The sequence below is a fragment of the Streptomyces sp. NPDC033178 genome, from assembly GCF_055577685.1.
Map to the genome: position 1 here is coordinate 435,721 of NZ_JBVIPT010000002.1, position 21,320 is coordinate 457,040.

General features: G+C 70.6%; 21 protein-coding genes. 8 read left to right on the plus strand and 13 right to left on the minus strand.

Going from position 1 to position 21,320, the window contains the following annotated elements:
- Positions 1–135: 135 nt before the first annotated feature.
- The 3 genes from ACZ5VQ_RS05845 to ACZ5VQ_RS05855 are packed head-to-tail and all read right to left on the minus strand — an operon-like array spanning position 136 to position 3,209.
- Positions 136–1,269, minus strand: coding sequence for an Mrp/NBP35 family ATP-binding protein (locus tag ACZ5VQ_RS05845; protein WP_362081393.1), 1,134 nt, complete (start codon positions 1,267–1,269; stop codon positions 136–138).
- Positions 1,270–1,312: 43 nt separating this feature from the next.
- Positions 1,313–1,912, minus strand: coding sequence for a DUF1003 domain-containing protein (locus tag ACZ5VQ_RS05850; RefSeq protein WP_469103848.1), 600 nt, complete (start codon positions 1,910–1,912; stop codon positions 1,313–1,315).
- A complete protein-coding gene (locus tag ACZ5VQ_RS05855; protein WP_469103849.1) occupies positions 1,902–3,209 on the minus strand; it encodes a magnesium transporter MgtE N-terminal domain-containing protein in 1,308 nt (435 codons plus the stop codon). Before ACZ5VQ_RS05855 ends, ACZ5VQ_RS05850 begins: the two co-directional genes overlap by 11 nt.
- A 200-nt stretch (positions 3,210–3,409) precedes the next feature.
- Here ACZ5VQ_RS05855 and ACZ5VQ_RS05860 point away from each other — a divergent pair, with 200 nt between their 5' ends.
- Complete coding sequence (locus ACZ5VQ_RS05860; protein WP_469103850.1) at positions 3,410–4,168, plus strand: hypothetical protein; 759 nt, start codon at positions 3,410–3,412, stop codon at positions 4,166–4,168.
- 160 nt (positions 4,169–4,328) lie between these two features.
- Here ACZ5VQ_RS05860 and ACZ5VQ_RS05865 read toward each other — a convergent pair whose 3' ends face one another.
- Both ACZ5VQ_RS05865 and ACZ5VQ_RS05870 read right to left on the minus strand, forming a co-directional pair.
- The gene (locus tag ACZ5VQ_RS05865; RefSeq protein ID WP_469103851.1) at positions 4,329–4,880 is read right to left on the minus strand and encodes a hypothetical protein; all 552 of its coding nucleotides are present in this window, start codon (positions 4,878–4,880) and stop codon (positions 4,329–4,331) included.
- A gap of 35 nt (positions 4,881–4,915) precedes the next feature.
- Positions 4,916–6,025 (minus strand): magnesium and cobalt transport protein CorA, encoded by a 1,110-nt coding sequence (locus tag ACZ5VQ_RS05870; protein WP_362081407.1) that lies wholly within the window; start codon positions 6,023–6,025, stop codon positions 4,916–4,918.
- Between the two features lie 513 nt (positions 6,026–6,538).
- Between ACZ5VQ_RS05870 and ACZ5VQ_RS05875 the strand changes: the two genes are divergently transcribed.
- A complete protein-coding gene (locus ACZ5VQ_RS05875; RefSeq protein ID WP_469103852.1) occupies positions 6,539–7,144 on the plus strand; it encodes a suppressor of fused domain protein in 606 nt (201 codons plus the stop codon).
- Between the two features lie 50 nt (positions 7,145–7,194).
- On the opposite strand, the gene ACZ5VQ_RS05880 is transcribed toward ACZ5VQ_RS05875, so the two are convergent.
- Complete coding sequence (locus tag ACZ5VQ_RS05880) at positions 7,195–8,460, minus strand: MFS transporter (RefSeq protein ID WP_469103853.1); 1,266 nt, start codon at positions 8,458–8,460, stop codon at positions 7,195–7,197.
- A 174-nt stretch (positions 8,461–8,634) separates the two neighbouring features.
- Here ACZ5VQ_RS05880 and ACZ5VQ_RS05885 point away from each other — a divergent pair, with 174 nt between their 5' ends.
- From ACZ5VQ_RS05885 to ACZ5VQ_RS05895, 3 genes are all read left to right on the plus strand, one after another.
- A complete protein-coding gene (locus tag ACZ5VQ_RS05885) occupies positions 8,635–9,276 on the plus strand; it encodes a DUF6758 family protein (protein ID WP_055610553.1) in 642 nt (213 codons plus the stop codon).
- Positions 9,277–9,478: 202 nt separating this feature from the next.
- Positions 9,479–10,345, plus strand: coding sequence for a PHP domain-containing protein (locus tag ACZ5VQ_RS05890; RefSeq protein ID WP_469103854.1), 867 nt, complete (start codon positions 9,479–9,481; stop codon positions 10,343–10,345).
- Positions 10,346–10,558: 213 nt separating this feature from the next.
- Positions 10,559–11,164, plus strand: a complete 606-nt coding sequence (locus tag ACZ5VQ_RS05895; protein ID WP_143636540.1) for a MarC family protein — start codon at positions 10,559–10,561, stop codon at positions 11,162–11,164.
- 136 nt (positions 11,165–11,300) lie between these two features.
- Here the strand turns inward: ACZ5VQ_RS05895 and ACZ5VQ_RS05900 are convergent, their stop codons facing one another.
- Positions 11,301–11,453 (minus strand): hypothetical protein, encoded by a 153-nt coding sequence (locus ACZ5VQ_RS05900; protein ID WP_359719704.1) that lies wholly within the window; start codon positions 11,451–11,453, stop codon positions 11,301–11,303.
- 226 nt (positions 11,454–11,679) lie between these two features.
- Between ACZ5VQ_RS05900 and ACZ5VQ_RS05905 the strand changes: the two genes are divergently transcribed.
- The gene (locus ACZ5VQ_RS05905) at positions 11,680–12,582 is read left to right on the plus strand and encodes an NYN domain-containing protein (protein WP_362081420.1); all 903 of its coding nucleotides are present in this window, start codon (positions 11,680–11,682) and stop codon (positions 12,580–12,582) included.
- A 107-nt stretch (positions 12,583–12,689) separates the two neighbouring features.
- Here ACZ5VQ_RS05905 and ACZ5VQ_RS05910 read toward each other — a convergent pair whose 3' ends face one another.
- Together ACZ5VQ_RS05910 and ACZ5VQ_RS05915 are read right to left on the minus strand one after the other, a co-directional pair.
- Positions 12,690–13,571: an alpha/beta fold hydrolase gene (locus ACZ5VQ_RS05910; RefSeq protein ID WP_469103855.1), complete on the minus strand. Its 882-nt coding sequence runs from the start codon at positions 13,569–13,571 to the stop codon at positions 12,690–12,692.
- Positions 13,572–13,988: 417 nt separating this feature from the next.
- Positions 13,989–16,508 (minus strand): DEAD/DEAH box helicase, encoded by a 2,520-nt coding sequence (locus tag ACZ5VQ_RS05915; RefSeq protein ID WP_469103856.1) that lies wholly within the window; start codon positions 16,506–16,508, stop codon positions 13,989–13,991.
- 479 nt (positions 16,509–16,987) lie between these two features.
- Between ACZ5VQ_RS05915 and ACZ5VQ_RS05920 the strand changes: the two genes are divergently transcribed.
- Positions 16,988–17,725: a ferritin-like fold-containing protein gene (locus tag ACZ5VQ_RS05920; RefSeq protein WP_079052748.1), complete on the plus strand. Its 738-nt coding sequence runs from the start codon at positions 16,988–16,990 to the stop codon at positions 17,723–17,725.
- Between the two features lie 129 nt (positions 17,726–17,854).
- On the opposite strand, the gene ACZ5VQ_RS05925 is transcribed toward ACZ5VQ_RS05920, so the two are convergent.
- The 4 genes from ACZ5VQ_RS05925 to ACZ5VQ_RS05940 form a co-directional block, all read right to left on the minus strand.
- On the minus strand, positions 17,855–18,124 hold the full coding sequence (locus tag ACZ5VQ_RS05925; protein ID WP_362081432.1) for a hypothetical protein: 270 nt from the start codon (positions 18,122–18,124) through the stop codon (positions 17,855–17,857).
- A 180-nt stretch (positions 18,125–18,304) separates the two neighbouring features.
- Positions 18,305–18,532, minus strand: coding sequence for a DUF3107 domain-containing protein (locus tag ACZ5VQ_RS05930; RefSeq protein WP_055610545.1), 228 nt, complete (start codon positions 18,530–18,532; stop codon positions 18,305–18,307).
- A 200-nt stretch (positions 18,533–18,732) separates the two neighbouring features.
- On the minus strand, positions 18,733–19,374 hold the full coding sequence (locus tag ACZ5VQ_RS05935; RefSeq protein ID WP_143636525.1) for a TetR/AcrR family transcriptional regulator: 642 nt from the start codon (positions 19,372–19,374) through the stop codon (positions 18,733–18,735).
- Between the two features lie 195 nt (positions 19,375–19,569).
- Positions 19,570–19,785 (minus strand): hypothetical protein, encoded by a 216-nt coding sequence (locus ACZ5VQ_RS05940; protein WP_469103857.1) that lies wholly within the window; start codon positions 19,783–19,785, stop codon positions 19,570–19,572.
- Between the two features lie 194 nt (positions 19,786–19,979).
- On the opposite strand from ACZ5VQ_RS05940, the gene ACZ5VQ_RS05945 reads away from it, so the two are divergent.
- Positions 19,980–20,969, plus strand: a complete 990-nt coding sequence (locus tag ACZ5VQ_RS05945; protein WP_469103858.1) for an alpha/beta fold hydrolase — start codon at positions 19,980–19,982, stop codon at positions 20,967–20,969.
- Positions 20,970–21,320: the final 351 nt, after the last annotated feature.

The window sequence follows — 21,320 nt, forward strand, 5'->3', positions numbered from 1 at the left end:
TGCGTGGTTCCTCGCGCCCCTTAAAACGGGCCTGTGCCCCTGGTTTTGCTTTAGGGGCGCGGGGAACTGCGCACCCAGCCACAGACCATCCGCAGCCGCCCCACAAGAAGCAGCCGCGGTGCCGAACGCGACGTCCTAGAACTTGTTCCGCGGGGTGATTCCCAGGGACATGCCCGACAGGCCCCTCTGGCGGCCGCCCAGCTTGCCCGCGATGGCTCGCAGGGCCGAGCCCGCGGGGGAGTCGGGGTCGGTGAGGACCACCGGCTTGCCCTCGTCGCCGCCCTCGCGGAGGCGGAGGTCGATGGGGATGGAGCCGAGGACCGGGACGGTGGCACCGGTCGTGCGGGTCAGGCCGTCGGCGACCGACTGGCCGCCGCCCGTGCCGAAGATGTCGACCATCTCGTCGCAGTGCGGGCACGGCATGCCCGACATGTTCTCGACGACGCCCACGATCTTCTGATGGGTCTGGACGGCGATCGAGCCGGCCCGCTCGGCGACCTCGGCCGCGGCCTGCTGGGGAGTCGTCACGACCAGGATCTCCGCGTTCGGGACGAGCTGCGCGACCGAGATCGCGATGTCGCCCGTACCCGGCGGGAGGTCCAGGAGCAGCACGTCCAGGTCGCCCCAGTAGACGTCCGCGAGGAACTGCTGGAGGGCGCGGTGGAGCATCGGGCCGCGCCACACGACGGGCGTGTTGCCGGGGGTGAACATGCCGATCGAGATGACCTTCACGCCGTTCGCCGACGGCGGCATGATCATGTTCTCGACCTGGGTCGGGAGGCCGTCGGCGCCGAGCATGCGGGGCACGGAGTGACCGTAGATGTCGGCGTCCACGACACCGACCTTGAGGCCGTCGGCGGCCATCGCCGCCGCGAGGTTGACCGTCACGGACGACTTGCCGACGCCGCCCTTGCCGGAGGCGACCGCGTACACACGCGTCAGCGAACCCGGCTTGGCGAACGGGACCTCCCGCTCGCCCTGGCCGCCGCGCAGCGCGGCCGCCAGTTCCTTGCGCTGTTCGTCGCCCATCACGTCCAGCGTCACGTCGACACGGGTGACGCCCTCGACCGCCGCGACGGCGTCCGTGACGTTCTTCGTGATGGTCTCGCGCATCGGGCAGCCGGAGACCGTGAGGTAGACGGTGACCGCGACAGCACCGTCCGCACCGATCTCCACCGACTTGACCATTCCGAGCTCGGTGATCGGGCGATGGATCTCGGGGTCGTTCACTGTCGCCAGTGCTTCACGCACCGCGTCTTCCGTAGCCATAGGGTCGATGGTACGGCGCTTCCCACCGGCCCTGGAAAGCCTGTCACCGGTCGTCTACGTCACGTCCCCGAGGGTGTTCTGCCGGGAATACGACACGAGCGTCGCCGCGCGCCCCGGGACGCCGCTCGTCCAGCTCCCTGACCAGGTCCTCCAGCTCCGAGCGGATCCAGTCACGGGTGGCGACCTCGCCGAGGCCCACGCGCAGCGCGGCGATCTCCCGCGTCAGGTACTCGGTGTCCGCGATCGACCGCTCGTTCTGCTTGCGGTCCTGTTCGAGGTTGACCTTGTCGCGGTCGTCCTGCCGGTTCTGTGCGAGGAGGATCAGCGGGGCGGCGTACGAGGCCTGGAGCGAGAGCATCAGCGTCAGGAAGATGAACGGGTAGTTGTCGAAGCGCAGGTCACGCGGCGCGGACACGTTCCACACCACCCACAGGATGATGACGACCGTCATCCAGACGATGAACCGCCCGGTGCCGAGGAAGCGGGCGATCCGCTCGGACAGTCGGCCGAAGGCCTCCGGGTCGTACTCGGGCAGGAAGCGGCGACGCGGCGGCTGCGGCTGGTCGAGCCGGGTGCGCGGCCGGCCGGCGGCGGTCGCCCCGGTGGCGGCCCGCTCGCGGGCGGCGTCGCGCTCAGGAGCCATCAGAAGCCCCCTCACCGGCCGTCTCCGCCGGTGTCTCCCCGTCCAGGTGGAACTCCGTCTCGCGCCAGTCCTCGGGCAGCATGTGGTCGAGTACGTCGTCCACGGTGACCGCGCCCAGCAGCGAGCCGCTCTCGTCGACGACGGGCGCCGCGACCATGTCGTACGCCGCGAAGAAGCCCGCCACGACGGGCAGCTCGGCGTCCGGGTCCAGCGGCTGCAGATCGTCGTCGATCATCGAGCCGACGAGCGTGTACGGCGGATCGCGCAGCAGCCGCTGGAAGTGGACCGTGCCCAGGTACTTGCCGGTCGGCGTCTCGTCCGGCGGGCGGCACACGTACACCTGGGCGGCCAGCGCGGGGGAGAGGTCGGGGTTGCGCACCCGCGCGAGCGCGTCCGCGACGGTCGCGTCGGGCCGCAGCACGATCGGCTCGGTCGTCATCAGACCGCCCGCGGTGCGTTCCTCGTACGCCATCAGCCGCCGTACGTCCGCCGCGTCGTCCGGACGCATCAGCGCCAGCAGACGCTCCTTGTCCTCCTCCGGCAGCTCGGCGAGCAGGTCGGCCGCGTCGTCGGGGTCCATCGCCTCCAGGACGTCGGCGGCGCGCTCCTCCTTGAGCTTGCCGAGGATCTCGATCTGGTCGTCCTCGGGGAGCTCCTCCAGGACGTCCGCGAGCCGGTCGTCGTCCAGGGCGGCCGCGACCTCCGCGCGCCGCTTGGGGGACAGATGGTGCAGCACGTTCGCGAGGTCGGCGGGGCGCAGCTGCTCGAAGGTGGCGAGGAGGTTCTCGGCGCCCTGCCCGTGCTCCTCCAGCGAGAACCCGGTGACGGCCGACCACTCGACGGTCAGCGTCTCGCCCTTGGCCCGCCGGAACGCACTGCCCATGCGCCCCTTCCGTACGAAGACCCGGTCGATCTCCCAGTCCCGGCGGGCGGGCAACTGCTGGATGGAGACGTCGAGGACGGTGACCTCCTCGTCGGTCTCGACGAGTGTGACCCGCCGGTCGAGCAGTTCGCCGATGACCAGCCGCTCGGTGGGCCGCTGCTCGAAACGGCGCACGTTGAGGACACCGGTGGTGATGACCTGACCGGACTCGATGCCGGTCACGCGGGTCATGGGCAGGAAGATGCGGCGGCGGGTGGACAGTTCGACGACGAGGCCGAGCAGCCGAGGGGGCTTCCGCCCGACACGCAGCATGGCGACCAGGTCGCGCACCCGGCCCACCTGGTCGCCGTTCGGGTCGAAGACGGCGATGCCGGAGAGATGCGAGACGAAGATCCTGGGGGCACCTGCCGCCATGCCCGCGCCTCCTTCTTCGTACGGGCTCCACTACGGGCGTTTTGATGTGTCATGTCCGCTCGGGTGGGCTTCAGGCTAGCCCGTCCCGGTCGGATACGCCCTGGTGAGCGGTGCGGACGGACTGACTCCGAGTGGCGCAGGGAGCCCCGGTACGCTGCGGTACGCCGTTGAGGTCACCCGCATGAGAGGCAGCGCCACCTGTGACTGCGATTCCCCAGGGACGTACCCGTAGGGCCGCGTTGGCGAGCGCCGTGTGTGCGCTGGTCGTGACGGGGACAGGGGTGACGGGGTGCGGCGGTGACGACCCGGACGCGGGCACGAACGGGGTCGGGAAACTGCCCCCGGCCAAGATCCAGAGCAGAACGCAGTCGGCCGCCCGGGCCGCGGAGACCGTACGCCTGTCCGGTGCCGTGATCAGCGGCAAGCGCACCTACAAGCTGGACATGCAGCTGAAGGGCGACGGCGGCACCGGCTCGGTCACTTCGAAGGGAGTGACGTTCCAGCTGCTGCGGGTCGACGAGCACCTCTTCATCAAGGCCGACGCGGACTTCTGGGACCACCAGGACGGCAAGAGCGACGACGGTACGTCCGACGCGACGGCCGCGGGCAAACTTGAGGGCAAGTACGTGAAGGTCCCCAAGGGCGACCCCGCCTACAAGCAGCTCAGCGTCTTCACCGACAAGGACGTACTCCTCGACGGCCTCCTCACCCTCCAGGGCGAGCTCGCCACCGACGGCCACCATGAGCAGCGCGGGCTCCGCACGATCCGGATCACCGGCGACAAGGGCTCCGGCGGCGAGCTTGACGTCTCCCTGGAGGGCAAGCCGTACCCTCTCCTGCTCGTCCGCGCCGGCGGGGCGGGGACGCTCCGCCTCACGGACTGGGGCAAGGGGTTTGCCCTGGAGGCCCCGGACAAGGACGACACGGTGGACTACGGGCAGCAACTGCCGTCGTCCTGAGGGGGTTGCGGGGGCGGTGCGGGTTGTTCGTGCCTGGGTGCGCGGTTCCTCGCGCCTCAAAGCGGGGCCGGGCCTTTTTGGGGGCGCGAGGAACCGCGCACCCAGCCCCGACTCACCCGCACCCGAAACACGGTCCGCCGTACCCCGCCCCCCGGAGCGTTCAGCCGCGCTTGCGTTTCTTGAAGAGCAGCCGCGGCAACCCCGCAGGGATCGCCTGCCGCGTAGTCGCCGACGTAGGCAACGGCGGTGCGGCCAACGACCCGTCCGGCAACGACGCAGTCGACCCCGTCGGCGCGAGCCGAACCACCCGGCACTCCCGGGCCCACCGCCCGGTCATGGCCTCGCCGTCCGGCGCGTTCAGCCGCTTGCCCTTCAGCTCGCCGACGGCCGCGTCCCACTCCTCGGACCCGGGAGCGAGCTCCACCACCGTCGCGGACCAGGAGACAAGACGACCGCCCTTGTCCTTGCTGCGTACGGTGACGACGGCCTCGCCCCCGTCCACGAGCCCGGGCAACGGCTGCTCACCGGGCCCGTCCCCGACCAGGCACACCGCCCCGTCGTGCCACACGTGCCACAGGGCCTGGGAGGACGCCCCGTCCCCTGGGAGGGGACCCTGGACGGGACTCTGCACGGGAAGCCCCCGCACCCAGACGAGCCCGGACTTCTTGGTGGCCTCCTCGACGAGGGCCTGATCGAGCAGCTGATCCGACATGGGGGCCAGCCTAATGCCGGGCCCCTCGGGGCAGGTCAGAGCCAGCCGTTGCGCTTCAGGGTGCGGTGGATGCCCAGGCAGAGCACCACGGTGATGCCCATGATCACCGGGTAGCCGTACCGCCAGTGCAGCTCCGGCATGTGGTCGAAGTTCATGCCGTACACACCGCAGACCATCGTCGGCACGGCGATGATCGCCGCCCAGGACGTGATCTTGCGCATGTCCTCGTTCTGCGCGACGGAGGCCTGCGCGAGGTTGGCCTGGAGGATCGAGTTGAGCAGCTCGTCGAAGCCCACGACCTGCTCCTGGACCCGCGCGAGATGGTCGGCGACATCGCGGAAGTACTTCTGGATGTCGGGGTCGACCAGCCGCATCGGCCGCTCGCTCAGCAACTGCATGGGCCGCATCAGCGGCGACACCGCACGCTTGAACTCCAGCACCTCACGCTTGAGCTGGTAGATCCGCGCCGAGTCGACACCGCGCGACACCCCGCCCCGGGGCCCGGGCGAGAACACCTCGGTCTCGACCTCGTCGACGTCGTCCTGGAGGGCGTCGGCGACCGCCACGTACCCGTCGACGACGTGGTCGGCGATGGCGTGCAGCACGGCCGAGGGGCCCTTGGTGAGCAGCTCGGGGTCGTCCTGCAGCCGGTGCCGCAGCGCCCGCAGCGAGCCCTGGCCGCCATGCCGCACGGTGATGAAGAAGTCCCGTCCGGTGAAGCACATCACCTCGCCGGTCTCGACGACCTCGCTGGTGGCGGTGAGCTCGTCGTGCTCGACGTAGTGGATGGTCTTGAAGACGGCGAACAGTGTGTCGTCGTACCGCTCCAGCTTGGGCCGCTGGTGGGCGTGGACGGCGTCCTCGACGGCCAGCGGGTGCAGCCCGAACTCGGCGGCCACACCGGCGAATTCGGCCTCGGTCGGCTCGTGCAGGCCGATCCAGGCGAATCCGCCGTCCCGCCGCGCCTGGCGGATCGCCGCACGCGGCGTGAGGCCTTCGTCGGACGGGAGGCGGACGCCGTCGCGGTAGACCGCGCAGTCCACGACGGCCGAACTGTCCCCGGCCGCGCGGGTGGTGTCGTACGCGCCGCCGTCCTTGCGCAGCGAGGGACGGACCGCGGCACGCAGGTCACGAATCATCGACATGGCTGGCTCCTTCGCGGAACGAGAGCCGCCGGCAACGGTTGAGACTGCCCGGAATGGGGACGTCCTGACTGCGGATGTTTGGCACGTCCACAAAGCGGGGAGCACCGCACCGTCGCGGTGGCAGCTTCGCTACTGATACAGATCAGAAAAATTCAGACAGATCAGGAAAAACGAAGTGCTCTTCCGTTGTGCACCGGAGGCCAGGACGCGAGTGCGAGAGGTGGCAGCCAGTAGAGCGTGAGCTCTGGAGCTGAGAGGGACTCAGCAGCCGGAAGAGCGGGTGGTACTGCACGGTCGACTTCGATCCATGGAGCCCCACCTCCTCCGGCCGGTCCCCCGTAGGGGAGGTCCATCCCCCGTAGGGGAGTCTCATGCGTCGAGACTGTCGAGACTTGAGTCGGGACTCGAGAGCGACGCTTCTGCGTGCTGCCCCGACCAGCGGCCAAGACTATCAGCCGACTGAAGTGTCAAGCCGTCGCTTTGCCCGTCACTGACGAGTTCTATGCTCGGCGCATGGCTGATGTTCTTCCTCTGGTCGAGGCCCGGTTGCGTACCGCGCTGGGCGAACCGGACGCGCGCGCCGCGGTGACCTTCCTCGGCACGGACCGCATCGAGGTGCTCCGTTTCACCGACGGAACCGCCGGAGGAACGGACGAGGGGATCGTCCGCTACGCGACGCTCGGCATGTCCGCCCAGCCGATGGCCGACCCCACGGCGGTCGTCGCCGATCCCGTCTCGGGCCCCCGCGCCGAGCTGGTCCTCTCCGTACGGGCCGGCGCCGCCGACACCGACAAGGTGCTCCGCCCCCTCGCCGTACTGGCCGCTTCTCCGCAGGTCGAGGGACTGGTCGTGGCCCCTGGCGCCTCGCTCGACGTGGGCGACCCCCTGTGGCCGGGAGCCCCCTTCACCTCCGTACTGGTCGCCGAGGCGGGCGGCCTGATCGAGGACCTGGAGCTCGACGCGCCCCTCGATCCCGTACGTTTCCTGCCGCTGCTCCCCATGACGCCGAACGAGGCCGCGTGGAAGCGGGTGCACGGCGCGGCGGCCCTCCAGGAGCTCTGGCTCACGAGCGGAACGGACCTGCGCGATCCCTCGCGCAAGTCCGTCCCACTGGACTGATCCGGGCGGCCCCGGGGTGAGTAACGTCACCAACCCGTGGCCGAAATCCGTCAGTTGGCAAACACGGCCACACTGTCCTCGGCCGCGTGCCGCGTCTCCAGCTCCTCGGCCTCGTGGGTGAGGGACTTGCGGCGTACGAGGACGACGAGCGCGCCCAGTACCGCGGTGACCGCCGCGACCACGAAGGGGATGTGGATGTCGGTCCACTCCTCGATCTTCGGCGCGAAGTAGGGAGCGGCGGCGGCCGCGAACCAGCGGACGAAGTTGTAGCCGGCGCTCGCCACCGGGCGCGGGGCGTCCGAGACGCCGAGCGCGAGCTCCGTGTAGACGGTGTTGTTCACGCCGATGAAGGCGCCGGAGAGGATCGTGCAGACGACGGCCGTGGTGTGGCTGCCGTAGCCGAGGACGAGCACGTCGGCCGCGAGCAGCACCAGCGAACCGCCGAGCACCTTCAGCGACCCGAACCGTGCCTGCAGCCGCGGCGCCACGAGCACCGAGAACACCGCGAGCAGCAGACCCCAGGCGAAGAAGACCGCGCCGGACCTGTACGGGCTCATGTTCAGCACGAACGGCGTGAAGGCCAGCACGGTGAAGAACGTGTAGTTGTAGAAGAACGCGGAGGCCGCCGCCGACGCGAGTCCGCCGTGGCCGAGCGCCTTGATCGGGTCGAGCAGGCCCGTCTTGCGCGCGGGCTTCGGCTGCTCCTTCAGGAACGCCGTGATGCACAGGAACCCGATCGCCATCAGGACCGCGGTACCGAAGAACGGGTAGCGCCAGCTGGCGTCCCCGAGCAGTGCGCCCAGCAGGGGCCCGCAGGCCATGCCGAGGCCCAGGGCCGACTCGTACAGCAGGATCGCCGCGGCGCTGCCGCCGGCCGCCGCGCCGACGATGACGGCGAGGGCCGTCGAGACGAACAGGGCGTTGCCGAGCCCCCAGCCCGCCCGGAATCCGACGAGTTCGCCGACCGAGCCGGAGGTGCCGGACAGGCCCGCGAAGACCACGACCAGGGCGAGGCCGAGGAGCAGGGTCCTGCGGCCGCCGATGCGGCTGGAGACGAAGCCCGTGACCAGCATCGCGACGGCCGTGATCAGGAAGTACGAGGTGAAGAGCAGCGAGACCTGACCGGCGCTGGCGTCCAGGCCCCTGGCGATGGAGGGCAGGATCGGGTCGACGAGCCCGATGCCCATGAAGGCGACGACTGATGCCCCGGCGGTCGCCCAGACCGCCTTCGGCTGACGCAGGAGGCCGCCGGCACCCGCGTCGAACGTGTCCCCCTCGGCGGGACCTCCTGCGTGATCTGCCGTACTGCTGTTCATGCCGGCTCCTTCACTCCTCGCATCGGGATCGTTGGCATATACACATAATAAGTTAGGTCAGCTAATGAATGCAAGCTACATCTAGTTTTCCGAGGTGAGGGGAAGGTGACAGGCACACGCCGGACGGGTGATCGTCCTTGACGCAACCAAATACGGGGAGGACCGTTGGGCCCTATGAGGGGCGAACCCAGTTGCCCGAAGTGTGGTGGCCGGGTCAGGGCTCCCGGCCTCTTTGCCGACTCCTGGCAGTGCGATGTGCACGGCATCGTGCATCCGCTGCAGCCCGTGATCCCGCCCAGCGTCGAAGCCCTCGGCGTGGTCGTTCACCGTGCGCGCGTACCGGTGTGGATGCCGTGGCCGCTGCCCGTCGGCTGGCTCTTCACGGGTGCCGCGTTCGCCGGCGACGACCGCAGTGGCGGCCGGGCCACGGCGGTGGCGTGCTCCGGGCCGGGACCGCTCGGTGGCATAGGGGAGCTGGTGCTCATCGCCGAGGAGCTCGGGGTCGGGCTCGGCGCGCGGTACGCGGGGATCGACGGGCCCGATCCGGGGCCGTACATGAGCGTCGAGAAGCCCGCCCAGGCGAAGCTGCTCGCGGCGGGGCGGCCCACGCCGCTGTGGCACGTCGCCGGGACGCCCGACGATCGGGCCGTCTTCGCGGGGGAGGCGCGGGGGTTGTGGCTGTGGGCCGTTGTGTGGCCCGAGCAGTCGGGGCTGCTGATGTACGACGAGCTGGTGCTGACGGATCTGCGGGACGCGGGGGCGGAAGTGGATCTGTTGCCTTGTGGGGCGTTGTCCCCGCGGATTCTTGAGCCGTAGCGCTCCGCCGGTGGGGGCGGCCATGGGGGTGGGGTGGCCGTGGTCTGCCGGGTGCGGGTTGTGGGTGGCTGGGTGCGCAGTTCCCCGTGCCCCTAAAAGCATGTAGGGGGTGACCCTGTGCTTTGGGTGTGACAGGAGACGTTCCTGGGGCCGTTATCCTTGAGCGGTCCCTCTTGTTCCGTCCGTGTCTGGAGTTCGTGTCGTGCGCATCGATCTGCACTGCCACTCCACGGCGTCCGACGGCACGGACACCCCTGCCGAGCTGGTGCACAACGCCGGTGCCGCTGGGCTCGACGTCGTCGCGCTGACCGACCACGACACCACCCGCGGGTACGCGGAGGCCCTCGCGGCCCTGCCCGCCGGGCTGACGCTGGTGACCGGGGCCGAGCTCTCCTGCCGTCTCGACGGAGTGGGGCTGCACATGCTGGCGTACCTCTTCGATCCCGAGGAGCCCGAGCTGCTGCGCGAGCGCGAGCTCGTACGCGACGACCGGGTGCCGCGGGCCCAGGCAATGATCGGCAACCTCCAGGAGCTGGGTGTGCCGGTGACCTGGGAGCAGGTGGAGCGGATCGCGGCCGGCGGTTCCGTGGGGCGGCCGCACATCGCCACGGCGCTGGTCGAGCTGGGTGTCGTGCGCAGCGTCTCCGACGCGTTCACGACCGAGTGGCTCGCCGACGGCGGGCGCGCCTACGTCGAGAAGCACGAGTCGGACCCCTTCGAGATGATCCGGCTCGTCAAGGCCGCGGGCGGGGTGACCGTCTTCGCGCATCCCGCCGCGGCCAAGCGCGGGCAGACCGTGCCGGAGTCCGCGATCGCGGAGCTCGCGGCGGCCGGGCTCGACGGTATCGAGGTCGACCACATGGACCACGAACCGGCCACCCGGGCCCGACTGCGGGGGCTCGCGGGCGAGTTGGGGCTGCTGCCGACCGGCTCCAGCGACTATCACGGCAGCCGGAAGACGTGTGTGCTCGGGGAGTTCACGACGGATCCCGAGATCTACGGGGAGATCACCCGGCGGGCGACCGGTGCGTTTCCCGTGCCGGGGGCGGGCGGGGGCGCCGAGCGGTAAGCGGTCCAGCCCGGTTCCTGTGCGGTTCCCGCTCGGGTCGCTTTGAATGCGCCTGCGCTCCTGGCTGCGCCCCCCTTCTGGGCTGCGTGACGCATGCCCACCCCTACTGGGCTGCGTAACGCCTGCCCACGGCTGTGGGTGGTGCGGCCTGCCCTCGTTGTTCCGCTCCCTCGTCCCGCCCCTCGTCTCGTCCCTCTTCTCGCAAGGCTCACCGTGTTCGACCTCGCCGTCTTCGGTTCTCTCTTCCTCACTCTCTTCGTCATCATGGATCCTCCCGGGATCACCCCGATCTTCCTCGCGCTGACGGCCGGACGGCCGGCCAAGGTGCAGAAGCGGATGGCGTTCCAGGCCGTCTGCGTGGCCGGCGGAGTCATCACTGTCTTCGGGCTGCTCGGGCACCAGATCCTCAACTACCTGCATGTGTCCGTCCCCGCGCTGATGATCGCGGGCGGGCTGCTGCTCCTGCTCATCGCGCTCGACCTGCTCACGGGCAAGACGGACGAGCCCAAGCAGACGAAGGACGTCAACGTCGCCCTCGTACCGCTGGGCATGCCGTTGCTCGCCGGGCCGGGCGCGATCGTGTCCGTCATCCTGGCCGTGCAGAAGGCCGACGGCGTGGCGTCGCAGGTGTCGGTGTGGGCCGCGATCGTCGCCATCCACGTCGTGCTGTGGGTGGTGATGCGGTACTCGCTGCTGATCATCCGGGTCATCAAGGACGGCGGTGTCGTGCTCGTGACCCGGCTCGCGGGCATGATGCTCTCCGCGATCGCCGTGCAGCAGATCATCAACGGCGTGACTCAGGTCATCCAGAACAGCTGAAGGGCCGGCGGTCGAAGACCGTTGTACGGGCGCCTTCCATGGCGTCGTACACGCAGAACCCCCGTACGGCGTCGGTGCCGTACGGGGGTTCTGAAGTCTGTCGGTCAGCCAGTTCTGGTCTGCCGAGCGTCCGACGTCATGACGCCGGGGTGTTGGTCGGGCGGATCCAGAGGCGCTGCCCGATGGCTGCTGCCTGCTGAACGATCCGGTTGACGGAGGCGGCGTCCACGACGGTGCTGTCCACGGGGGTTCCGTCGACGTCGTCAAGGCGCATGATTTCGAAGCGCACAGGCTTCTCCCTTCGTCTGGTCATCCTCCTGAGGAGAACTACTTGGTTACATAGGGATCCAACGGCATGTGTGTAACAAACATTCCCTACGCTAAAGAAATTTTTCGAACGGCTAACTACTGACTGGTATCCGACCGCTGTCCCGGTCGGTGCCCGGGTCGGTATTCGGACGGGATTCCGGACCGGTTGTGTTCGTCCCGTGACCGCCTGCGACAATGAGGCGTATATGAATGACGACCTCGATCCAGCGGTGCTCGGTGCGCGTATCGACCGCACGAACGAGCTGCTCCAGCGCATGCTCGCCGAGGTGGCGAAGACGCCGTCGACCCATGCGATCTTCGTCGACGCGGGGTATCTCTACGCGGCCGCCGGCCGGCTCGTCGCCGGGACGGAGGACCGCCGGGCCTTCGACCTGGACGCCGAAGGACTCATCGAGGCGCTCATCGACCGCGCCCGCACGATCTTCGCGGACAGCAGGCTGCTGCGCGTCTACTGGTACGACGGGGCGCGGCGCCGCATCCACACCGCGGAGCAGCAGTCCATCGCCGAGCTGCCCGACGTGAAGGTCCGTCTCGGCAACCTCAACGCCAACAACCAGCAGAAGGGCGTCGACTCCCTGATCCGTACGGATCTGGAGTCACTGGCCCGGCACCGCGCCATCAGCGACGCGGCGCTCATCGGCGGCGACGAGGACCTGGTCTCGGCGGTCGAGGCGGCGCAGGGGTACGGGGCCCGCGTGCACCTGTGGGGCATCGAGGCGCCGGAGGGGCGCAACCAGGCGGAGCCGCTGCTCTGGGAGGTCGACAGTCAGCGCACCTTCGACCTGGAGTTCTTCAAGCCGTACGTCGCCCGGCGGACCGCCGCCTCGTACGACACGTCGGCGGCGGGCCGGCCCACGCGCGAGGACGTGCGGTTCGTGGGCGCGCAGATCGCCGCGAAGTGGCTGGCCGCACGGGGGCGCGAGGCGCTGGCGGAGCTGCTGCCCGGGCATCCGTACCTGCCCGGCCCGGTCGACCAGGACCTGCTCGTGGAGGCGGAGGGGCTGCTGCAGTACTCACTGCGGGGGCAGGCGGACCTGCGACGGTCACTGCGGGACGGGTTCTGGGAACACTTGCAGGGGCAGTACTAGGCCGGCTGCTGCTTACGGGCCAGGTGGGGGCGCGCCCCGTTGGGGGCGCGGGGAACCGCGCGACCAGCCACGGGCACCCCGCAGCCATGGAACCCACCGGCAGAGCGTCAGCCCACCCGGTCCCAGAACGCGCCCAGCGCCTCCGCCGTCTCCCGCGGCCGGTCCGAGTTCGGCGAGTGCTCGGCTCCGCCGACGATCGTGCGGTGCGCGTCCAGGCGTACCGCCATGTCGTCGAGGAGCGGCACAGGCCACGTGTCGTCGCGTTCGCCCGACAGGACGTGGACGGGCAGCCCGACGGCGGCCAGCTCGGCCACCCGGTCGGGCTCCTCGCACAACTGCCGCCCCGCGGCGATGAGTTGGGCCGGGCTGTTGCCGAGCCAGCGGCGCTTCAGGTCGTCCTGGTCGTCCAGACCGGCGTCCAGGTCGCCCTCGGCGTCCTCCGGCGGCTCAAGGGCCTGGATGGCCTCCCACACCTGACCCATGTCCATCACGGCGAGCGCGTCCCGCAGGAGCTTCACGCGCTGCTGCTGGGAGGGGGAGATCTCGGCGGGCCCCGACGACATCAGGGTGAGTGACCGGAAACGGGACGGATCCAGCAGCACGGCCGCCCGGGCGACCTGTCCGCCGAAGGAGTGGCCCACGAGGTGGACGCGCTCCTGCGGGCCGCCGGTCACGCCGTCGGTGAGGGCGTCGATCTGGGCGAGGACGTCCTGCGCCAACTCGGCCTGGGCATAAGGCGTTTCGTCGTCCGTCGGGCCCGGCGACTCGTACTGGCCCCGCCCGTCCACGGCGACGGTCCGGTACCCGGCCGCGGCCAGCGGTTCGTGCAGCGAGATGAAGTCCTCCTTGCTGCCGGTGAACCCCGGCAGCAGGAGTGCGGTGCCCTTCTCGGGGCTGCCCGCCTCGATCACGGCGAACTCCCCGCGCGCGGTGGCGAGCCGATACGCGCGGGTTCCGGGGGGCGGGACGAAGGTGGCGGGCCTGCTCATGAGGAGGAGGCTATCCGGGGAACCTTTCGAACGGCATGCCGGGCGGCGACCGGGGGACGACGGGCCGGGCACACGGGTCCGTGACCGTGTGCGGGGTGCCGTCGGTGGGGCCGTGGCTGTGCACGGGGGTGCCGAGGATGAGCCCGCGATCGTGCATGGGAGTGTCGACGGTGGGCCCGCGATTGTGTGGGGGAGTGCCGAGGACGGGCCCGTGACTGTGCACGGGAGCGTCGGCGACGCGACCGCGACCAGCGGGTGGGAACGCCGACGATGAGGCCCGCCCGTGACTGTGTGCGTGCACGCAGACAACGCGCCCGCGATCGCGCGTGAGGGAACGCCGACGACGACCCGCGCCCCGCCCGGAAACGCCGACGGCCCGGCCCCACCGAAGAGGGACCGGGCCGTCGAGTGTGAGCGTCAGCTCTCCGTCGGCTCGGCGGCTGCTGCCGTCTTCCGCGCACGGCGGCGGGGAGTGGCCTCGGGGGCGGTCTCGGCCGCGTCCGCGACGGTGGCCGCGGCCGCCGTCTTGCGGGTGCGGCGCGGCTTGACCGGGGCCTCGACCGCAGCGGCCTCGGTGGCCTGGGCCGGGATGTCGGCCTCGGCGACCGCGACCTTGCGGGTGCGGCGCGGCTTCGTGCCGGCCGCCTCCGCGGTGTCCACGGCGGCCTCTGCGGCTGCCGCGGTCTTGCGCGTGCGGCGGGGCTTCGTCGCCGTGGCCGCCGGCGCCTCGGCCGTCGTGCCCTCGGCGGTGTCCACCGCGACCTCGGCGGCCTTGCGCGTACGCCGACGCGGCTTGGCGTCCGCGGCGGGTGCCTCGTCCACCGGAGCGGCCGCAGCGGTCTCCGCGACCGTGGTGGCCGTGGCGACCTTACGGGTGCGGCGGCGCGGCTTGGCCTCGGCCTCCTCGGCCACCTGGGCCGGGATGGCGGCTTCGACGGCCTCGACGGACGGGGCGGCCTTACGAGTACGGCGGCGCGGCTTGGCCTCCGCGGCCTCGGCGGTGTCCAGGGCGGCCTCCGCGGCGGCCGTGGTCGTCGCCTTGCGGGTGCGGCGCGGCTTGGCCTCGACGGCCTCCACCGGTTCGACAGCGGCTTCCACCACGACCTCGGGGGCCTGGGCAGCCTTACGAGTACGGCGGCGCGGCTTCGTCTCGGCGACCTCCGCCACCTCGACGACCGTGCCCTCGGCGGTGTCCACCGCGGTCTCGGCAGCCGTGGCAGTCGTCGTCGCCGTGGCGGACTTGCGGGTCCGGCGGCGCGGCCTGGTCTCGGACGCCGGCTCGGACACCTCGACCGCCTCGGCGACGGGGGCCGCGGGGGCCTCCTCGACCACGGCGATCTCGGGCTGAGCGGCTTCCGCGGTCCGGCGCGTACGACGGCGGCGCGACCTGGCCTCCGTGGCGACCGGCTCGGCCGACGCGGTCGGCTCGGCGGCCTCCGCCACCGTGCCCTCGGCCGTGGCGACGGCCGTCTCGGCCGCCTCCGACGCGCCACCGGAACGCGTACGACGACGGCGACGCGGCGTGCGCGGCTCCGTGGCCGCGCCGGCCGACGCCGACTCAGTGGTCTCCGGGGCGGTCTGCTGCGTGGTCTGCTGCTCCGTGCCGTCGAGCGGCGTGCCGTTGCGGGTGCGGCGACGGCGGCGCGGCGTACGAGCCGGGCGCTCGCGGTCGCGCTCGGCGACCGGGGCCGAGGCCGACGCCGGGGCGCCGAAACGGCCACCGCGGCCGCGAGCGCCACGCCCGCCGGTCTCGCCGAGGTCCTCGACCGCCTCGGCCGAGAGACCTGCGCGGGTGCGCTCGCCACGCGGCAGGACGCCCTTGGTGCCCGCCGGGATGTTCAGTTCTTCGTAGAGGCGCGGGGACGTGGAGTACGTCTCCGGCGGGTCGCTCAGACCGAGGTCCAGCGCCTTGTTGATGAGCTGCCAGCGCGGGATGTCGTCCCAGTCGACGAGGGTGATCGCGATGCCCTTGGCACCCGCGCGGCCCGTACGGCCGATGCGGTGCAGGTACGTCTTCTCGTCCTCGGGGGACTGGTAGTTGATGACGTGCGTGACGCCCTCGACGTCGATGCCGCGCGCGGCCACGTCGGTGCAGACGAGCACGTCCACCTTGCCGTTGCGGAAGGCGCGCAGCGCCTGCTCGCGGGCGCCCTGGCCGAGGTCGCCGTGGACCGCGCCGGAGGCGAAACCGCGCTGCTGCAGCTGGTCGGCGAGGTCCGCCGCCGTCCGCTTGGTGCGGCAGAAGACCATCACGAGACCGCGGCCGTCGGCCTGCAGTATCCGCGAGACCATCTCCGGCTTGTCCATGTTGTGCGCGCGGTAGACGAACTGCTTGGTGTTGCGGACCGTCTGGCCCTCGTCGTCCGGCGCCGTGGCGCGGATGTGCGTGGGCTGCGACATGTAGCGGCGCGCGAGGCCGATGACCGCGCCCGGCATGGTCGCCGAGAACAGCATCGTCTGACGGCGGGCCGGCAGCATGTTGATGATCTTCTCGACGTCGGGCAGGAAGCCCAGGTCGAGCATCTCGTCGGCCTCGTCGAGGACGAGGGACTTGATGTGCTTGAGGTCGAGCTTCCGCTGGCCCGCGAGGTCCAGCAGTCGGCCCGGGGTGCCGACGATCACGTCGACGCCCTTCTTGAGAGCCTCGACCTGCGGCTCGTACGCCCGGCCGCCGTAGATGGCCAGAACGCGTACGTTGCGGACCTTGCCGGCCGTCAGCAGGTCGTTCGTGACCTGCGTGCACAGCTCGCGTGTCGGGACGACGACGAGGGCCTGCGGGGCGTCGGTGAGCTGCTCGGGCTTGGCCCGGCCCGCCTCGACGTCCGCGGGAACGGTCACGCGCTCCAGGAGCGGAAGGCCGAAGCCCAGCGTCTTGCCGGTGCCGGTCTTGGCCTGGCCGATGACGTCGGTGCCGGTCAGGGCAACGGGGAGCGTCATCTCCTGGATGGGGAAGGGACTCGTGATGCCGACCGCCTCAAGGGCCTCGGCAGTCTCGGGAAGGATCCCGAGGTCTCGGAAAGTAGTCAGGGTGCTGCCTCTTCTGTGTACGCGGTGCGAGGCGAGCGCGGGGGTCGTGTCGGGACCGTGCCGGGGACGTCGGCCGCTCTTGACCAGCGGGCCGGGTGGCATGGGACCACTGCCGACGCTCGAGCTCTCGTACCGCTGAGGGTTCCCTCCGGGTGTCGTACGCAATGTGCCGTACCGACATGGAGGGCTGTCTGGTCGGAGCCGATCGGGCCACCGACCGGGCATCCTCATTCGTGCGGCCCGTCGAGTTACGTAGATCAACTCAGCGAGCGCATTACCACCATACCCCGGAATCGCGCATATGCGATGGCCGATTTGGTCACGTAGTCGTCGTCACGCTGATTGACCAGGGCCTTCCGTCGTACGGTGGGCGGGCTATTGTGCGCTTCATGACGACGCCTGACAACGCTTCCGACGCATCTGCCGCTCACACCGGAGTCGCCGCCCAGGACTGGGCCAAGGCCTCCGTCGACCCCCAGTACCGCGCCGCGGTCGTGGACCTGATCGGAGCGCTGGCGTACGGGGAGCTGGCGGCGTTCGAGCGCCTCGCGGAGGACGCGAAGCTGGCGCCGACGCTCGCGGACAAGGCGGAGCTGGCGAAGATGGCGTCGGCGGAGTTCCACCACTTCGAGCAGCTGCGGGACCGGCTCACGGAGATCGGGGCGGAGCCGACGCAGGCGATGGAGCCGTTCGTCGCCGCGCTCGACGGTTTCCACAAGCAGACGGCGCCCTCGGACTGGCTGGAGGGGCTCGTCAAGGCGTACGTCGGCGACTCCATCGCCAGTGACTTCTACCGGGAGGTCGCGGCGCGGCTCGACTCCGATACGCGGGGGCTCGTACTGGCCGTGCTCGACGACACCGGGCACGCGTCGTTCGCCGTCGAGAAGGTGCGGGCCGCCATCGACGCGGATCCGCGGGTGGGCGGTCGACTCGCCCTGTGGGCGCGGCGGTTGATGGGCGAGGCGCTGTCGCAGTCCCAGCGGGTGGTTGCCGACCGGGACGCCTTGTCGACGATGCTCGTCGGCGGGGTTGCCGACGGGTTCGATCTCGCCGAGGTGGGGCGGATGTTCTCGCGGATCACCGAGGCGCACACGAAGCGGATGGCTGCGCTGGGGCTGGCCGCGTAGCCCTTTTGGCGCCGGTTCGTTTTCCGGGCTCGATTGATTTCCGCGGGTGCGTGGGGGCTGGGCGCGCCCACGCGGCGGAGCCGCGTTTGTCACAGCCCCGCGTCCCCAAAAGCTAATCGGAATCGTCGCTCACACCGTTGCCGAGTGGCGGCTCAGTCTTCCCGCGGGGCGCAGGAGCAGGGAGACGGATGCTGCCGCGACTGCCACCGCGCCGAGCATCACGGGCAGGAAGCCGACGGATCCCAGGGCGGTGTGGGTGAGGAAGGCGCCGAAGAGGCCTCCCGCGATGCCTGTCCCGAGGACGAGGCGGCGAGCGGGCAGGCGGTGCGGCAGGCGATACGCGGCGGCCCAGGCCAGTGCCAGACCGAGGATCGCGGAGCCGAGCGCTTCCAAGAACATCAGGGGGTCCCTCCCGCACGGCCGTGTGCACTTCGGTCGTAGCCCTGCATACCCGTGACCTGCGGAATGCAATCCTCCTCTGTGAGCGAGTTGTGCTCCATCGGTGAAGCACGGACACCTGGGGCGAGAGCATGGAAAAGGGGCTCGGCGGCAACTGCCGCCGAGCCCCTTCTCATCGCCTTACAGCGCGCTGAAGCCCACCTTGCGCGTCGTCGGCTCGCCGAGCTCCACGTAGGCGAGGCGGTCCGCCGGGACCAGGACCTTGCGGCCGTGGTCGTCCACGAGGCTGAGCAGCTGCGACTTGCCGGCCAGCGCCTCGGACACCGCGCGCTCGACCTCTTCCGGGGTCTGACCGCTCTCCAGAACGATCTCGCGGGGCGCGTGCTGCACGCCGATCTTGACCTCCACGGCTATGTCCCTCCGACGGTCACTGATGTGCGCGTTCGTCCGCGCCGTACGCAGCACACATTAGCCCGGTGAGGGGACGTACATGCTCCGCCCGAGAACGCCAGGAGCGAACATCCGGTGGGAACAAAGTGGCGGTCAGTGGTGATCCCCCATGGTGACCTCTGTGGTCTCCGCGATCAGTGGTGCTGCGATCCCCGCGATCAGTGGTGCTCGCTGCCGTGCAGCGGGAAACCGGCGATGCCCCGCCATGCCAGCGAGGTCAGCAGCTGCACCGCCTGGTCGCGCGGCACGCTGCGGTCGCTGTGCAGCCAGGAGCGGGCCACCACCTGGGCGAGCCCGCCGAGACCCGAGGCCAGCAGCATCGACTCGGCCTTGGACAGGCCGGTGTCCTCCGCGATGACCTCGCAGATCGCCTCCGCACACTCGAACGTGACCTTGTCGACCCGCTCGCGCACCGCGGGTTCGTTCGTCAGGTCCGACTCGAAGACCAGGCGGAACGCGCCGCCGTCGTCCTCCACGTACGCGAAGTACGCGTCCATGGTCGCCCGCACCCGCAGCTTGTTGTCCGTGGTGGACGCCAGGGCGGCACGTACGGCCTGCAGCAGTGACTCGCAGTGCTGGTCCAGCAGCGCGAGGTAGAGGTCGAGCTTGCCGGGGAAGTGCTGGTAGAGCACCGGCTTGCTGACGCCCGCACGTTCGGCGATGTCGTCCATCGCGGCCGCGTGATATCCCTGCGCGACAAACACTTCCTGGGCAGCGCCGAGGAGCTGGTTGCGTCGGGCACGGCGCGGCAGGCGTGTGCCCCGCGGGCGCGCCGCCTCTGTCTGCTCGATGGCTGTCACGCCGCCTCCCAAAATCGTCCACATTGCGGTGAGCGCCGCGCGGCCATCGTACTTTTCGGTAACCGTGGTGTGCGCGGTGCGAGCGCAGAATTTCACGGACCGGACGCCGGTGAAAACCCTGCATAAACCTTCATGAAGGGGCATACCGGGCGGTCGTGTCTTCTCCGACCTCGTCCCGGTTCGCCTCACCTCGGCTCAGCGGTAGTCGTCCTCGTCGAGTTCGACGACCCTCGCCTGTTCCGCGAGGTCCGCCTCATCGGCGCTGTCCTTGTCCGCATCGGTCAGCGATTCGTCGCGGCGGGGTGCCAGGTCCGCGTGCTGTTCGGCCGCGTCGGCTTCGGGGGCCTCGACACCGATCTCGGTGTCGTCGGATTCCTCGATGGTCTCGGGGTCGGTGGGGTCGACGGTCATGTGTCCTCTTCCCGAGTGGGTGCGAGTGCGCTCTTGTGCGAGTAACGAGTGCCCTCGTTTATGAAGCGTATGAGAGTCGAGATCGGGACGCTATGCGATCGCGCCGCCGTCCGCCCGCCCGCCCGTCGTGCGACACCGGGCCCTGTGACTGCGAACACACGATCCAGTGCGTGATCGTCTCGTAACATTGCCGCATGTCTTCGACCGAACTGCCGTCCGTGCTGGCCACTTCCGTCGCTCCGAAGGTCGGGACCGTCAGGGTGGCCGCGGGGGAGCGGCTGCGCACGGTCGGGCTCCCCGGGATCACGCTGACGGTCCGGTCGAGACCGCCGGTGCGGGAGGGTCTGCCGCCCGCGCTGTACGTGCACGGTCTCGGCGGTTCCTCGCAGAACTGGTCGGCGCTGATGCCCCTCCTGGACGGCCTCGTGGAAAGCGAGGCCGTCGATCTGCCGGGCTTCGGCGACTCGCCGCCGCCGGACGACGGCGACTACTCGGTGACCGGGCACGCGCGCGCGGTCATTCGCTTCCTCGACGCGGCCGAGCGCGGTCCCGTGCACCTCTTCGGGAACTCGCTGGGCGGCGCGGTCACCACGCGCGTCGCGGCCGTACGGCCCGATCTCGTCCGCACGCTCACCCTCGTCTCCCCGGCGCTCCCGGAGATCCGGGTGCAGCGCTCGGCGGTGCCGACGGCGCTGCTGGCCCTGCCCGGCGTTGCGGGTCTGTTCACCAGGTTCACCAAGGACTGGTCGGCCGAACAGCGCGTACGGGGAGTCACGGCGCTCTGTTACGGCGACCCCGGCATGGTCACGCCCGAGGGATTTCGCAACGCGGTCGAGGAGATGGAGCGGCGGCTCGCCCTCCCCTACTTCTGGGACGCCATGGCACGCTCGGCACGCGGCATCGTGAACGCGTACACACTGGGTGGCCAGCACGGACTGTGGCGCCAGGCCGAGCGGGTGCTCGCGCCGACGCTCCTCGTCTACGGAGGCCGCGACCAGCTCGTCTCGTACCGTATGGCCCAGCGGGCGGCATGCGCCTTTCGCGACTCGCGGTTGCTGACGTTGCCTGACGCGGGACATGTGGCGATGATGGAGTACCCGGAGACCGTGGCCACGGCCTTCCGCGAACTCCTCGCGGACACCGGCGAGTTGGCCGATACCGGCCCTACCAGCGCGAGGAGCTGAGGCGGGACGTGGGACGTCACAGCCGCCGCGGGCCGGCCCCCAAGGGCGACACCGCCGACATACACGTGGTTCCAGCTGCCCGGTCGGAACCGGAGCCGGAGAAGAAGAATCGGACCGGGCGCCGACGGGGGTCCGCCGGACAGCAGCCTTCTCAGCCGCCGACGGGCGGGACGCCGACCCAGGGCGTGCCCCGGCTGCCCGAGGGCTGGGCACCCCGCGGGCCTGAGGGCGTACCGGGGCAGGGAGTTCCGCGGTCAGGGGGCGGGATGCCTCCGGGTGGAGCCCCGGGCAGGGGATCGGGCAGGGCCCCGGGCGGGGCCTCGGGATTCGCTGGTGGCGCGCAGACGGGGG